Origin of the sequence: Peribacillus sp. FSL H8-0477 (assembly GCF_038002765.1) — a bacterium.
Lineage (GTDB): Bacteria > Bacillota > Bacilli > Bacillales > DSM-1321 > Peribacillus.
Window position 1 is genome coordinate 575,767 of the sequence record NZ_JBBODE010000002.1, and the last position, 15,171, is coordinate 590,937.

At 37.1% G+C, this 15,171-nt stretch carries 14 protein-coding genes and 1 riboswitch; of the genes, 8 read left to right on the forward strand and 6 right to left on the reverse strand.

All coding sequences use genetic code 11. From position 1 onward, the window contains the following. Nucleotides 1-277 precede the first annotated feature (277 nt). Entirely contained in the window at nucleotides 278-1,906 is a 1,629-nt protein-coding gene (locus tag MHI18_RS14470; protein WP_340848340.1) for an Ig-like domain-containing protein, read from the forward strand. A gap of 155 nt (nucleotides 1,907-2,061) precedes the next feature. Here MHI18_RS14470 and MHI18_RS14475 read toward each other — a convergent pair whose 3' ends face one another. After that, nucleotides 2,062-2,424, reverse strand: a complete 363-nt coding sequence (locus tag MHI18_RS14475; RefSeq protein ID WP_340848341.1) for a DUF779 domain-containing protein — start codon at nucleotides 2,422-2,424, stop codon at nucleotides 2,062-2,064. A gap of 21 nt (nucleotides 2,425-2,445) precedes the next feature. Next, nucleotides 2,446-3,963, reverse strand: coding sequence for an acetaldehyde dehydrogenase ExaC (gene exaC, locus MHI18_RS14480; RefSeq protein ID WP_340848342.1), 1,518 nt, complete (start codon nucleotides 3,961-3,963; stop codon nucleotides 2,446-2,448). A 350-nt stretch (nucleotides 3,964-4,313) separates the two neighbouring features. On the opposite strand from exaC, the gene MHI18_RS14485 reads away from it, so the two are divergent. The 4 genes from MHI18_RS14485 (at nucleotide 4,314) to MHI18_RS14500 (ending at nucleotide 8,515) form a co-directional block, all read left to right on the forward strand. Then, complete coding sequence (locus MHI18_RS14485; RefSeq protein ID WP_340848343.1) at nucleotides 4,314-5,294, forward strand: NAD-dependent epimerase/dehydratase family protein; 981 nt, start codon at nucleotides 4,314-4,316, stop codon at nucleotides 5,292-5,294. Between the two features lie 134 nt (nucleotides 5,295-5,428). Then, nucleotides 5,429-5,926 carry an RNA polymerase sigma factor gene (locus tag MHI18_RS14490; protein ID WP_340848345.1) on the forward strand — a complete coding sequence of 166 codons (498 nt, stop codon included), beginning with the start codon at nucleotides 5,429-5,431 and terminating at the stop codon, nucleotides 5,924-5,926. Next, nucleotides 5,919-6,905: an anti sigma factor C-terminal domain-containing protein gene (locus MHI18_RS14495; RefSeq protein WP_340848346.1), complete on the forward strand. Its 987-nt coding sequence runs from the start codon at nucleotides 5,919-5,921 to the stop codon at nucleotides 6,903-6,905. Before MHI18_RS14490 ends, MHI18_RS14495 begins: the two co-directional genes overlap by 8 nt. Nucleotides 6,906-7,141: 236 nt before the next feature. Then, complete coding sequence (locus MHI18_RS14500; RefSeq protein ID WP_340848347.1) at nucleotides 7,142-8,515, forward strand: amino acid permease; 1,374 nt, start codon at nucleotides 7,142-7,144, stop codon at nucleotides 8,513-8,515. A 46-nt stretch (nucleotides 8,516-8,561) separates the two neighbouring features. On the opposite strand, the gene MHI18_RS14505 is transcribed toward MHI18_RS14500, so the two are convergent. The 4 genes from MHI18_RS14505 to MHI18_RS14520 all read right to left on the reverse strand — a co-directional run bounded on the left by MHI18_RS14505 (nucleotide 8,562) and on the right by MHI18_RS14520 (nucleotide 12,390). Further along, the gene (locus tag MHI18_RS14505) at nucleotides 8,562-10,004 is read right to left on the reverse strand and encodes a sodium:solute symporter family protein (protein ID WP_340848348.1); all 1,443 of its coding nucleotides are present in this window, start codon (nucleotides 10,002-10,004) and stop codon (nucleotides 8,562-8,564) included. Then, on the reverse strand, nucleotides 10,001-10,201 hold the full coding sequence (locus MHI18_RS14510) for a DUF3311 domain-containing protein (RefSeq protein ID WP_340848349.1): 201 nt from the start codon (nucleotides 10,199-10,201) through the stop codon (nucleotides 10,001-10,003). The genes MHI18_RS14505 and MHI18_RS14510 overlap by 4 nt, the downstream gene beginning before the upstream one ends. 141 nt (nucleotides 10,202-10,342) lie before the next feature. Then, nucleotides 10,343-11,683 carry an amino acid permease gene (locus MHI18_RS14515; protein ID WP_340848350.1) on the reverse strand — a complete coding sequence of 447 codons (1,341 nt, stop codon included), beginning with the start codon at nucleotides 11,681-11,683 and terminating at the stop codon, nucleotides 10,343-10,345. Between the two features lie 107 nt (nucleotides 11,684-11,790). Continuing rightward, a riboswitch (glycine riboswitch) is annotated at nucleotides 11,791-11,869 on the reverse strand. A 143-nt stretch (nucleotides 11,870-12,012) separates the two neighbouring features. Then, on the reverse strand, nucleotides 12,013-12,390 hold the full coding sequence (locus tag MHI18_RS14520) for an SLAP domain-containing protein (protein WP_340848352.1): 378 nt from the start codon (nucleotides 12,388-12,390) through the stop codon (nucleotides 12,013-12,015). A gap of 302 nt (nucleotides 12,391-12,692) precedes the next feature. Here MHI18_RS14520 and adhP point away from each other — a divergent pair, with 302 nt between their 5' ends. From adhP to MHI18_RS14535, 3 genes are all read left to right on the forward strand, one after another. Then, complete coding sequence (gene adhP / locus MHI18_RS14525) at nucleotides 12,693-13,718, forward strand: alcohol dehydrogenase AdhP (protein ID WP_340848353.1); 1,026 nt, start codon at nucleotides 12,693-12,695, stop codon at nucleotides 13,716-13,718. Between the two features lie 158 nt (nucleotides 13,719-13,876). After that, a complete protein-coding gene (locus MHI18_RS14530; protein ID WP_340848355.1) occupies nucleotides 13,877-14,371 on the forward strand; it encodes a hypothetical protein in 495 nt (164 codons plus the stop codon). A 142-nt stretch (nucleotides 14,372-14,513) separates the two neighbouring features. Further along, complete coding sequence (locus tag MHI18_RS14535) at nucleotides 14,514-15,125, forward strand: methyltransferase (protein ID WP_340848357.1); 612 nt, start codon at nucleotides 14,514-14,516, stop codon at nucleotides 15,123-15,125. Nucleotides 15,126-15,171 lie beyond the last annotated feature (46 nt).

A 15,171-nucleotide genomic window follows, 5' to 3' on the forward strand; every position in this document is an offset into this window, starting at 1 on the left:
AGAAAAAGTATGCTGCCACACGATTGTGGCAGCATTTTTTTGGAGAAAACAGTTACTTTCGACACACTATAATTATATTAAAAAAGTAAAATATAGAACAGAAGAAGTGTTAATAAAAATAAAATAGTAGGAGTAAAATACTGATTTAGATGATAAAATTAGGATGTGCTAAAAAAACAGAACTTTTTTGTGTAAAATAGACTACTTCTGATTTACTAGAAATGTTTTATAAGAATAATGAGTTCTGTTTAAAAGAAATTGAGAGAAGGTTTTGTTTTTGAAAAGAAATGTTTGGGTAAAAGTTGTTTTTGTGCTGATGTTTTTACTATCAGTCTCTTTAGGAAGTTCAGTACAAGCGGAAAACACGAGTTTTTCTGACGAGGAGATCAAAGCTCCTCAAAGTATTACATTAAGTAAAACAGCTGTATCATTAATAGTATATAAGACGGCTCAGTTAACAGCGACTGTAAATCCAATTGAGACAGCTGATCAAAGTGTTAGCTGGATAAGTACTAACCCGAAAATTGCAACAGTTAATCAAAATGGAGAAATTAAGGCAGTTAAAGTGGGGACAACAATCATTACTGTGGCTTCTAATGATAATCCATTGATTAAGGAAAGTATTAAAGTTACAGTAACGAAAATTGTGCCAACAAGTTTGAAGTTGAGCAAAGCTTCTTTACATATTATAAAAAACCAAACAGTAAATGCTAAGGCGACAATTGCTCCATCGAATGCCGCAAATAAAACTGTTCGATGGAAAAGCTCTAACACTAAGGCAGCAAAAGTAGATTCAAACGGTAATATCAAAGGGATTGCGAACGGTTCTGCAACTATTACTGCAACTGCACAAGATAATAGTAAAGTCTACAAACGAGTAACGGTAAAGGTTTCTACAAAGACAGTAAAAATAAATAAATCAAGCTTAACTGTAACTACAGGAAAAACAGGACAGCTTACAGCAACTGTTTCACCAGCTGATAGCACGAATAAAGGAGTAGTATGGTCTACTTCAAATAAAAAGATCGCAACGGTGAGTAGCAAAGGCAAGGTGACGGGTAAATCGAAAGGTACCGCTACTATTACAGCAACAGTCAAAGGTGCTAAGGCAGTTAAGATTAAAGTAAGTGTTAAATCACCGATTGTTCCAAGTTCGGTAAAGTTAAATAAGACTTCAACTTCAATTGTTCAAGGAAAGACATTAACATTATTGGCAACGGTGAGTCCAAGTAAAGCGGTTAATAAAACAGTGAAATGGTCTTCATCCAATAAAAAAATAGCAACTGTCAGCAGTAAAGGAAAAGTAACAGCTGTTGGTGTAGGTACAGCAAAAATTACCGCTACTACTACAAATGGCAAAAAGACCATGGCAACCATCAAAGTGAAAGCAAAACCTTACGTGAAAACCTTACGTGCAGGTACTTGGAAAGCAGGTAAGGATATAAAAACAGGACGTTACAAAATTACGACAAGTTTCGGCAACGGCAATTTGTTCATCACAGGAAATGATTATTTCGATTCCAATCGCTATATAAATGAAATATTGACTGGCGAAGATGATGGCTTTGGAGTAAAAGTGGTTACAACCGATTTGAAATCCGGAGACGAAATTGAAATATTGAGCTTGGATTCTGTGAAATTCACGCGGATTTCGCACGTTCTATCTAGTACGTTGACGGCTGGTTACCATACAGTTGGGAAGGATATTAAGGCTGGAAAATACAAAATGACAACGCCAAGCGGATCAGGGAATTTAGTTATATACAGGGGAGACAATCTGTTAGTAAATGAAATCCTTTCGAAACAAGCTGATAAATATACCGTTAGAAGTGTGACTAAGACACTTAAAGCAGGAGATCAAATCAATATCTCAAGTTTAGAAAAAGTGGTTTTTACGAAAAAATAAGAAAATAGATAACAGTTTGACCCTATAGAATAGACCGTTGAAAAGTCTACCTATAGGGTATTTTAATCTTAAAAAGGTAAGAAATGAATAAAACAACATTTTTGGAAAAAAGAGCTGCTCTCAAGTCAATTTAGACTTTGAGGACAGCTCTTTTGTTATAAAACTTGCTTCACTTCATCGTATTCTTCATCTGTGAAAACCCGCGAGCGCGTAATGAAATGCTGATCTTCCACGCTATCAAGTGAAAAATCTGGGCCTCTTCCTTCTTGTGCATCGATGATTAGCTGCGTATGCTTCCAATAATCGTATTGGCTTTTATGCATGTAGAAGGGGATAGCACCAATAGTTCCTAGATAGATATCTGAATCGCCTAGTTTAAAGTCTCCTTCTCTATAGCACATTGGAGAAGATCCGTCACAACAGCCGCCAGATTGATAAAACATGATAGGTCCATGTACTTTTTTAATAGTTTCTATTAATCTAAGTGCTTCGTCTGTAGCAATAACACGTTCTATCATGTTTTATCGTATCCTTTCGATTTAGAAGAATCCTTGAGCGTCTTTAGCGTAGCTTACTAGTAGACATTTTGTTTGTTGATAGTGATCCAGCATCATAGCGTGGTTTTCACGGCCGATACCTGACAATTTGAAACCACCGAATGCTGCGCCTGCAGGGTATTGGTGATAAGTGTTAGTCCATACACGGCCAGCTTCGATACCACGTCCTGCACGGTAAGCAAGATCTCCGCTGCGTGACCATACACCAGCTCCTAAGCCGTAAAGAGTATCGTTTGCAATTTCCATCGCTTCATCGAAGTCTTTAAATGTAGTAACAGCAAGAACCGGTCCGAAAATTTCTTCTTGGAAGATGCGCATTTTATTGTTTCCTTTAAATACAGTTGGTTCGATGTAATTACCATTTTCAAGACCGTCAATTTTGTTTTCTGCTCCACCGATTAGTAATTCAGCGCCCTCTTCTTGACCAAGTTGGATGTAAGATAAGATTTTTTCTTTTTGTTGACTAGAAGCTTGAGCTCCCATCATTACTTCAGTATCAAGCGGGTTACCCACTTTAATCGCTTTAACACGTTCTAATGCGCGTTCCATGAATTTATCATAGATTGATTCTTGGATAATTGCACGAGAAGGGCACGTACAGATCTCGCCAGAGTTCAATGCGAACATAACCATTCCTTCGATTGCTTTATCTAAATAAGAATCGTCTTTATCCATAACATCTTCAAAGAATACGTTAGGTGATTTACCACCAAGTTCAAGTGTTACAGGAATGATGTTTTCTGTTGCATATTGCATGATTTGACGACCAACAGCAGTTGAACCTGTAAATGCAATTTTAGCAATACGCGGATTCGTTGCAAGTGGTTTACCAACTTCAACACCGAAACCATTTACAATATTAAGAACACCTGCAGGAAGGATATCTTCAATTACTTCTATTAATACCATAATAGAAGCAGGCGTTTGTTCAGCTGGTTTCATGACGATACAGTTACCTGCTGCTAATGCTGGAGCGATTTTCCAAACTGCCATTAGAATTGGGAAGTTCCAAGGAATGATCTGTCCAACAACACCTAGTGGTTCTTGGAAGTGGTAAGCTACTGTATCGTTATCTAGTTGAGTTGTGCGGCCTTCTTGAGAACGAATAGCACTTGCAAAGTAACGGAAGTGATCGATTGCTAACGGAATATCTGCATTCAATGTTTCGCGGACTGCCTTACCGTTGTCCCATGTTTCCGCTACAGCAAGTTTTTCTAAATTTTCTTCTAAACGATCAGCGATCTTATTTAATAAACGAGCACGTTCAGCTGCAGTAGTTTTTCCCCAAGCTACTTTTGCTGCATGTGCTGCATCTAATGCCAATTCAATATCTTCTGCTGAAGAACGAGCAGCTTTAGTGAAAACTTCTCCAGTTACTGGAGATTTATTTTCAAAGTATTGACCATTTACTGGTGCAACCCATTTTCCCCCAATAAAGTTATCATACTTCTCTTTAAATTGTATAACCGATCCCTCTGTATTCGGATTTGCATAAATCATAGATATTTTATCCCCCAAAATTCTTTTTTGAAACAAACCTACATGTATACGCTCTCATATAATGGTAGTAACGTATAAGGTTTGTTTTCTATTTCTATAATGCCCTCTACCAGGCAAAAATTCAAGAACTATTATGCTAGCATAATTAGTTATGTGTTCAATAATATGGTATCGAACATGTAAGGGGAGTTCGATTTAATGTAGATTTCAGTTAAAATAAATAAATTTGTAACATACCGTACACATGATCCTGCTTATTTTATTGGAATACATATACAAATAGAAGGAATTACTTTACCATTAAAATGTATATTATATAATTTTTTGAAAACCGAATGGAGGAATTTAGCATGAAAAATGTATTTATTCTAGGCGGAACGGGTCTCCTTGGCTACCATACTATTAGAGAATTAGTAAAAAGAGAATATAAAGTTTCTACTGTTTCTTTACCTCCGATGCCGCATCCAGATTTATTACCAACAGGCGTAGACTGTCAGTTAGGTAATATACATGAGATGTCTGATGATGAAGTATTGAAGCTTTTGGAAGGTATCGATATGTTTATCTATGCAGCTGGAGAGGACGAGCGTTCCGTTCCTGCTGAACCAGCTGTTACCTTTTTCTATCAGGCCAATGTCCTGCCTACGCAAAGAATGGCACGCTTAGCTAGAGATGCTGGTGTGAAAAGATTTGTCATCTATGGTTCTTACTTTGCACACTTTGCTGAAAAGTGGACGGAACTGGACTTAAAAGAACAAGCCTACCCTCGAACAAGGCTCTTACAAGAAGAAGTTGCCATATTAGAAGGTAATGGAGAAATGGATGTAATGTCCATTCGACTGCCATATATATTTGGTACGATGCCTGGAAGGCTTCCGTTATGGACGATGTTTCTGCCGCAAATCCAGGGAAAAGAGTTCGTACCAGTATTAGCGGGTGGGACAGCAATGGTCACGGTTCAACAAGTGGCAGAAGCAACCATTGGTGCTTTAGAGTTTGGAAAACATGGAGAGAAATATGCCATTGCGGATACGAATATGAAACACCAAGAATTCTTCCAAATCATTGCGGATTTACTTGGTCAAGAAGACACAATCATTCAAGTTGCTCCATTAGAACAAATGAAGAAAGCTTTAGCGGAGCATGATAAAGAGGTTGCTGCTGCGGGGAAAGAACATGGAATTCATTTAGCCATGACAGCAGAAATCCAAAATCGTGATGCCTTTATCGATCCAAATGACACGATGCCAATCTTAAAATATAAAAAAGACGATGTTCGAGCCGCTATAAAAGAAACGATCGAACTCTGTATAGAGGCTGCAAGGAAGTAAAATTCTAACTTTTCAACAAACAAATAGAATACAAGTATAAGGGAAAAAGTTATGATTTCAATTAATCTATAACTTTATTCCCTTTTTTTGTAAACTTTTACCGATGGTATTCGTCTAGTAAGTAGGAGGGTATGATGAATGTTATAGATGAAAATAACGAGTTAAGTTCAGAGCTTAATATTGTGTATAGATATTTACGGAAATTAGGCATCGCACAGGCAGATGCAGAAGATGCAGTACAGGAAACAGCTTATAAATATTTGTTGTACTATGATACGATTCAAACTTCAAAGATACGGAGCTGGCTGATTCGTGTATCATTAAATTTTTATTATGATCAGTGTCGTAAACAACAAAGATATGAGGTTACTATACCGAAGACAGTAGAGGCGGATATGAACCAGCTTCCTGAGGTGATTTTTCTTGAAAAGGAAAGAAATAATGAGCTTGGATATGCAATTTCTAAGTTAAAACCACATTTTCAAGAGCTTTTACTATTAAAATATCATTCGGGTTTATCGTATAAAGATATTTCTAAATTATTGGAAGTAAAGGTAAGTTCGATTAAGACGAATTTATTCAGGGCAAGAAAACAACTAGCAAAAGTGTATAAGGAGGCAAACCATGAGTGATGATCCAACAAAACCAGCTGAAATTGATTTTTTCACTAATACATCTTTACAAAAGTCTATCAAAAAAACGAAAAAGAAGCAGATTATTATGTATATCTTCATATCGGTTGTTTCTACAACCATCTTGCTGATGGTTGTATTATTAGGAAGTCAATACATACTGAGTAATAGGATTGGAAACCAAGATTCTATTTACTTTCAGATTCACGGAGCAAATATATCGTATGAGAGTACAAGTTATAGCCATAATCTTTTTAGTGTTATTGCAGAGACAACATATAAAAAAAACCTTGGAGATCGTTCAATTACTTGGAATAAAACTACAGAAAAAATTCCTGTATTCGGAAGGAAAGATATGATTGATAATAGCAGTGGAAAGATAGAAGTTAATCATTATAACGAAAAAGCACAACGAACTGTCCGTTATAACAACTTTAATAATGAAAGGAAAATTGATTTTTATTATCCGAAGTTGACCTATGATTATTTACCAGATGAACTTACTATTGCTGTTGGTTTGGATAAGAATCAATTAATTGAAATTGCCCTTTCCTTTAAGGAACCAATTAATGCAGCAGAGCTACAGGAACGGTTAGGGAATGAAAATGTCAATTGGTTATGGGCCGATACAACGACATCAGCTCAAATGGCTAAGATGGAAAAGGAGAACATTGGTGATAGTGTGAAAACGAAGGGTGGCGGGGGTGCTTTAGGATTTAAAGTGGGACAAGAAGCTCCTTATCCCGAGGCATACAGCCAACAGTTCATCAAAAGGTTGGAGGAAATGAGTGTAACCGGCCATCATAAAAATACGATTAAAAATGCTCTGAAAGGAATTGAAGAAAACACTCAAACTTCCAATGGGAAGATTCGTTTTAACGGAGCAGTTGTTACTGGAACTCCAGAAGAACTTAAACGCTTCCAAGATCTTGATTTTATTCGTGCCTCTGTACTTGGTGCTACGATTGATCAATATTAAATTAATGTTACAGAAATTAGAGAATACAGACAGCTGTATTCTCTAATTTTTGTTTTTCCTAAAAATACATTTGTGTTTTTTTAGAATATTTATTATTATAAGATAAGAAAATAAAAAAGAACCACGATTAAGGGACAAATTATTAAATATAAGGGTATATAAGTTTTATAACAAAGAAAATCTATTAGTATAGCGTTTCTTCGCTGCTATTTACCATTCATCTGGAGGAGTTCATCATGTCAAATAAGGAACTAACAAGAGGCCTAGAAGCGCGTCATATTCAAATGATAGCATTGGGTGGAACAATTGGAGTTGGGTTATTTATGGGCTCAGCCAGTACGATAGCATGGACAGGGCCCTCTGTTATGCTAGCTTATGCAATTGCAGGGATTTTTATCTTTTTCATCATGCGTTCGATGGGAGAAATGTTGTATTTAGAGCCAACTACTGGTTCTTATGCTACATTTGCAAGTAACTATATTCATCCATTGGCAGGTTATCTGACTGCCTGGAGCAATTGGTTCCAATGGGTAATTGTCGGAATGTCAGAAATTATTGCGGTTGGGTTGTATATGCAGTATTGGTTCCCAGACTTACCTGCTTGGATTCCAGGTGTAATTGCCATGGTTATGCTAGGGGCTGCAAATCTAATATCAGTAAAATCTTTTGGCGAATTTGAGTTTTGGTTTGCCCTTATAAAGATTATCACAATTATCTTAATGATTATTGCCGGCCTCGGACTCATTTTCTTCGGTTTAGGAAATGGCGGGAATGCAATCGGCTTATCAAATCTTTGGTCAAATGGTGGTTTCTTCACAGGAGGATGGAAAGGTTTCTTTTTTGCTCTTTCTCTTGTTGTAGCAGCTTATCAAGGCGTCGAACTAATTGGTATCACTGCTGGAGAAGCAAAAGATCCTCAGAATACTATTACAAAAGCGATAAAAACCATTATTTGGCGGATACTCATTTTTTATATTGGTGCTATTTTTGTCATTGTTACCGTCTTTCCTTGGGATCAGCTAGATCAAGTAGGCAGCCCTTTTGTCTCGACGTTTGCTAAAGTCGGGATCACAGCAGCAGCGGGTATTATTAACTTTGTAGTGATTACAGCTGCGATGTCTGGATGTAACAGTGGGATTTTTAGTTCTGGACGGATGTTATATACATTGGCACGTAACGGACAAGCTCCAAAAATATTTGCTAAGGTTTCCAAAAATGGCGTACCCGCTTATTGTACAATTGCTGTCCTTATAGGATTAGCAATTGGGGTTGTCTTAAACTATCTTGCACCGCCAGAAATATTTGTGTATGTATACAGTGCTAGTGTCTTACCTGGAATGATTCCATGGTTTGCTATTTTGATCAGTTCGCTGAGATTTAGGAAAGAACGAGCAGCAGACATGAAAGATCATCCTTTCAAAATGCCATTTGCACCTTATACAAACTATGCCACGATTGTTTTCTTACTATTGGTTTTGGTTGGTATGTGGTTTAATCCTAGTACACGTATCTCGCTGATTGTCGGAATTATATTCTTAATTCTGGTAACAGCCAGCTTTTACCTCTTGAAAATGGGAAAAAGGGTACCGCTGGATTCTGATGAGGGATAATTTAGAACAAAAAAGAGGCTGTCCTATTTTAGGACAGCCTCTTTTTCTAATTCTTCTTACTAATAAGACTTACGGTAATCATCACAATGAAATTAACTAACAAGGCAATAATTCCAACATTCAAGTCTTTCGCTGCCTGCGGCAAAAATGGAAGCAGTGTGCCGATTGTGGATTGACTAATCGTTATATAGGTTACAATCGATAATCCAGAGATGATGCCGGTAAGGGCGCCATATTTAGTAACCATGTTTTTTTGTTTTAGACTAAAGAGAAGAGACGGGAAAAGTTGCGTAATAAAGCTATATCCCATAAGAATTAATGCAGACATGGTTTCGCCGCCGTTTAAGGTAAAGTATACAGATACCAGGGCGACGACTGGTACGAGGCATTTAGCTATCCGCATCACGTTTTTATCTGAGGCTCCAGGAAGCAGCTCCTTATATACATTTTTCGCGAGCAGGGTAGAAACACTCATTAACAGCATCGAGCCTGGTACTAAAGCGGTCAGCATCCCAGCAGCGCCAATTATTCCTATAAACCATGGATCGAAGGTTTGTATAGTTAGACGTAATAAGGAAAGATCTGCATCGGCTCCTTGTAATCCAGGTACCTTTAGAATGGCTGCAAATCCTACGAAAAAGACAAATAACAGCATGAGTGTATATAAAGGACTGATGATAGCATTTTTGCGAAATGTTTTTCCGCTCCGTGCAGTATAGACAGCGCTAAAAACTTGCGGCCACATGTAAAAACCAAATACGAGTAAGATAACAGTAGAGATGAACCACGAAACACTAAGCCCTTGATCGGGAAGCTTTAAAAAACCGGGTTTAGCTGAATTAATGGCTTCGAACATCGGTTGAAGACCACCAAAATAATGAATGGGAAGATAGATGCCCAAAAAGGCAATAATGACAATCATCATGATATCTTTAATGACAGCTATCCATGCAGAGCCGTGAATTCCAGAAATCATCACGTAAATAGTCAGGCTGATAGCTCCTAGCCAAACAGCAGTACTCATTGAAATAGCTCCATAAGAAGCTTCTGAAACAATAATTCCTAAACCTTTTAGCTGCACGACAATGACAGGAATCATGGATACGACACCGACAAGGGCCGCCAATATTCCTAAGGAGGAACTCTTATACTTACTTACAAAAAAATCAGACTGTGACATTAATCGATTATCTTTTGCATATTTCCAAATCTCTGGGAGTAACCAATAAGATAGCACATAAGATAATGTAATATATATGAGTACGTATAAAGCAGGTGCACCTTTACTGTAAGCCCAGCCGCTGCCTCCAAGAAATGAAAAGGTGGTGTAAATCTCTCCAGCCATCAATAAAAAGACGAAAATTGTACCAAATCCCCGACCGCCGACTGTCCATTGTTCTAAGTTCATATCTTTGCCTTTTGTAGATCGAATGCCTAGAAAAATGGATAAAATTAAAAATCCTAGAATAATGATCAGTGCGATATTCATTCTTCTTCACCTTCTCGATTTCTTGGATCAAGCTTATACATAACAGCTAAGACGGCGGAAGTAAGGACGACCCACATTGCCATCCAAAACATATAAAAAGGCATTCCTAATACATAGGGTTCAATACGATTAACAAAAGGAAGAAACCCCAAGATTCCGATAAAAGGAACTAAAGTTAGAACATATAAAATCTTCATTTATAAAAACCCCTTTGTCTTAAAATACGCATTTTCTAGTAAAGTAATGTAACGATAATATATAGTAGCTTTCATGATTTGTATAGGAAAAATTTTATTTTAGAAAAATAGGGTACCCCCAGTTTGGGGGTACCCGTATTATCATTTGTTTTTCTGATAATTATATAGAATCACTAAAAGAATAAACCAGAATGGGGTCATCAATAGGGATAAACGTGTAGCTTCTGCAAACAACATTACGATAAGAATAAATAGGAACAACCCTAAAATAACGTAATTGATAAACGGCGTAAAGGGAGCCTTGAATGTTGATACAGCCCTTAAGTCTGGTCGTGTTTTCGTATATCTAATATGAGAAATTAAAATGATACTCCATACCCAAATGAAACAAATGGCAGAGATGGTGGTCACCACTGTAAAAGCTTGTTCCGGGATTATTTTACTGAGCAAAGCGCCAATTGAGACAACAACCGTTGAGGTAATCAAGGCATTACTTGGAACAGCATGTTTATTTAATGCTGCAAATTTACGGGGCGCCTCATTATTGTTACTCAGTGTGAACAGCATCCTGCTGGTAGAGAATAATCCACTATTTCCAGCAGAAGCCGCTGAGGTTAGTACAACAAAGTTAATAATACCTGCAGCAACAGGGATACCAATTAGAGCAAACACCTCAACGAATGGACTGCTCGCAGCATCAAGCTGTGTCCATGGATTTACACAGAGAATGACGAAAATTGCGCCGATATAGAACAATAAGATCCGTACAGGAATTTTATTGATGGCAGAAGGGATATTCTTTTTAGGATTAGCTGTTTCCGCTGCCGTTACACCAACTAACTCCACGCCAACAAAGGAAAAGACAACCAACTGTAAAGAAAGTAAGAATCCAGACATACCATTAGGGAACATACCTCCGTGACTCCAAAGATTGGTGACAGAAACGGTTCCTGTATTTGTTTTGAATCCAATTACTAAAAGGACAACGCCTATAATAATCAAGGCAATAATAGTGACGACTTTAATAAGTGAGAACCAAAATTCCAATTCTCCAAATAACTTAACAGTCAACAGGTTCAAGCATAATAAGATAACCAGGCATCCAAGAGCTGGTATCCATTGAGGAATATCGAACCAATATTGCATATAGACACCAACAGCGATGATATCGGCCATTGCGGTCATAATCCAACAAAACCAATATGTCCACCCTGTTACAAACCCCGCCCATGGCCCAACATATTCAGCTGCGAATTCGGTAAACGAGGTGTACCCTGCATTGGATAAAAGTAACTCTCCTAATGCCCGCATTACAAAAAATAAGGAAATCCCTATAATCAAGTAGGAAAAGATGATGGAGGGACCTGCCAATTGTATGGCCCGTCCAGATCCTAAAAACAGGCCAGTACCAATGGTACCGCCGATGGCAATGAGTTGTACATGCCGGTTTTTTAAATCTCTTTTTAATTCTTGTTTAGCCAATCTGTACGCCTCCGTTGTCAAAAATTCTTAGTTGTAAACTCAAAAAAAAACAATAAAAAAAGAGACTGGAATCTACCAATCTCAAAGGTTTAAGAATAACAAATATTCGTTACTCTTCTGTCCTTTTGCCTGAGATTATGAATCCTTCGGCGCTGTACTTTGTACAGTCTCTCCAGAAGCTGCTCCTGTTATAGTGTAATCCATAACATTCAACGCTTATAGTATGAAGTTGTAAATACTCGCCAGAGATTTTTCTCTCTGAGCAATGAATTATATCGATAAAATATTAATAAATATTATCATTGATTTTAGTTCAGGTCAAATACGATTTAGGATAAAATCTCTAATAAGCCGTTTCGGTTTGCGGGATTATTTAAACAGTCAACAGGAAAAATAAACGTCCAAGGCATACTTACTTCTGGTTCAATGATCAAAGAAGGATGGGTAAATATATGCTCAGCTGCCACATTATCTCCTTCAATATAACGGAGTATAGTGTTATGAAAGGTAAGTGTCTGGTTAGTGAAATTATGAATCAGAACGGTGATTAATAATTCTCCTTTGTAATTCGATGCGTACCAAACAGGAACTAGCTGTGTACGATTAGTATCCGATAGACATGTTTTTGCAAACATTTCTTGGAACATGATTCGATCCTTAGAAGATAGAGCTTTGTCCCATGACGGTTCAAACTTAAGTTGTTGCATATACGGAACCCTCTTTTCTGTGACTACGATTTATTTACTATAATATCACATGCTCTACCAAGACCTGTAAGCAATGCCTTACCCAATCCTCTCCACCTTAATTTTTGAAACGGCTCGAATAGAGGCTTTTTACTCATTTTCGATTTAATAGAGGGAGATAACACCTCTTTTCTGTAAAATAATGTTTTATATTGGTAGAATAGAAAAATATAAGATTATATGTATTGTTTTTCATATTTGAGAAGTATATAATAAGTTTGTGAAATGATTCACAATATACTTTACTGAGGGGGACAATTTAGATGAAAGCAGCTGTAGTAAGTTCAATTAATCCTGGGAAAGTTGAGATAGTAGATAGAGAGGTACCAACAATTGGACCTGGACAAGCACTAGTGGATGTTGAATATTGCGGAGTTTGTCATACTGATTTGCACGTTGTTAAGGGAGATTTCGGTGAGGTTCCTGGACGTGTGCCCGGTCATGAAGGTATTGGAATTGTGAAAGAGATTGCTAATGATGTAACGAGTTTAAAAGTCGGAGACCGTGTAAGTATTGCTTGGTTTTATCAAGGATGCGGAACATGTGAATATTGTTTGACTGGAAGAGAAACGTTTTGTCGAAGTGTGAAGAACGCCGGTTTTAGCGTTGATGGGGCAATGGCGCAGCAGTGTATCGTACAAGCTGATTATGCTGTGAAAGTACCTGATGGGTTAGACCCTGCTCAAGCTAGTAGTATTACGTGTGCTGGTGTAACATGCTATAAAGCAATTAAGGTGGCAGACATAAAACCAGGTCAATGGATAGCGATTTTTGGCTGTGGAGGCTTAGGTAATCTAGCCATTCAATATGCTAAACACGTATTCAATGCAAAAGTAATTGCTATAGACATAAATGATGATAAATTAGAACTTTCAAAAGAAGTGGGAGCGGATCTAGTATGCAATCCTCTTACAGATGGTGATGCTGGAGCATGGATTCAGGATAAAGTCGGAGGAGCCCATGCCGCTGTTGTCACAGCCGTTTCTAAGGTAGCCTTCAATCAAGCTGTAAACAGCGTTCGTGCCGCATCTAAAGTAGTCGCTGTAGGTCTTCCTCCAGAAACGATGGATTTAGAAATTGTAAAAACTGTCCTTGATGGAATTCAAATTGTAGGATCTTTGGTAGGTACACGTAAAGATCTAGAAGAAGCATTTCAATTCGGGGCAGAGGGAAAAGTGGTTCCAATTGTTGAAACAAGATGTCTTCATGAAATAAATGATATTTTCGAAGAAATGGAAGCAGGTAAAATCAACGGCCGTATGGTTATTGATATGCATAAGCATCAATGAAAGCTCTAGATAGAAAAAAACTCATCACTTCCGGCTGGCCGGAATTGATGAGTTTTTTTTTTATAAATATTTTCAAAGAATCTGCACTTTTTAGCAACAATGAGAAAGGATTCGAATATGCATTACCTATACTTAAAATAAAGAAGTGGGGTAATGATATGAGGAACCCAGATAATAAGCAAAACCAGCCTGTAAGTAAACGGAGTGAAAATGGGACCCGGGTCCGTTCAAAAACAAAAAAGAAGGCAACTAACAATAGTATTAAAATTCCAGTGAGACCAGAGGTCTTCCTCTATTTTTTTAAAGACCAAGACTTTGATGGTATAAATAATGTCGAGGTTGCCTTTACTGATGACACGGCAATCATCAGCGGTACAGCCAATAAGTTATTAATGACGATTAATTTTACCTTTGAAGTCAAACCAATAGAGGTAACAGACCGAAAAGTGCTTTTTAAAGTGATTAATATGACACCAGTGAATCAAGACTGGATTAAAAAAGCTATCTTTAAGAAATCTACTTTTCTAACTTATAACCAAGGAAATGTAATCATGGATTTAAATGCCTTTGAGCCTGTGCGGCAGTTTCCTTTTGGAACGTTTACATTATGTGAAATTAAAGATGATATCCTTTGGATAGGAATCAATCTTTAACTTATTTATTCTCCCATATCGATATGTTAAGACCTCCTTCCTTATATAGAAGGAGTTTTTATTTATTGATGAGAAAGAAGGGCAGCTTAACGTGTATACTTTAGATAGAGAGTATGTCCTAGGAGAGTAAAGGAGTGAATTCATGAGAGATCATTATTATGATAAGTTGCTGAATATTAAAACTGGAGGTATTCAGCAGGGATTCAATAAATCGTTTCATCACCATCGTTATGAGCCAACCCCTTTTAGTGCTTTAGAAACGCTATTTGAGGAGTATGAATTAAAAAGCAGTGACCGAATTGTTGATTTTGGGTGTGGAAAAGGGAGGTTAAATTTTTTTATTAATTATGTGTATGATGCAACAGTAGTCGGAATTGATATGAATGAGCTGCTTTATGAAGAGGCTATGGATAATCGGAAAAATTATTTGAAAAAGGTCGACACGGATAAAGAGAAAATTGAGTTTCACTGCTGTTATGCGCAAAAGTACCAAATCAAACCTGAAGATAATCGGTTTTATTTTTTTAATCCATTTTCGGTCCAAGTATTTAATGCGATTGTAAATAACATTTTACTCTCATTAGAAACAACACCTCGTGAGGTAGATTTAGTCTTATATTATCCTTCAGATGATTATATCTATTTCTTGGAAAATCAAACGGTATTCGAATTAAAGAAAGAAATCATTTTACCAGGTTTATATGAAAATAATGTTAATGAACGGTTTTTAATCTACTCACTGTCCTTTGTTTAGATAATCCTCGACGTACATTGGAAATATAATGGTATAATATTACTAT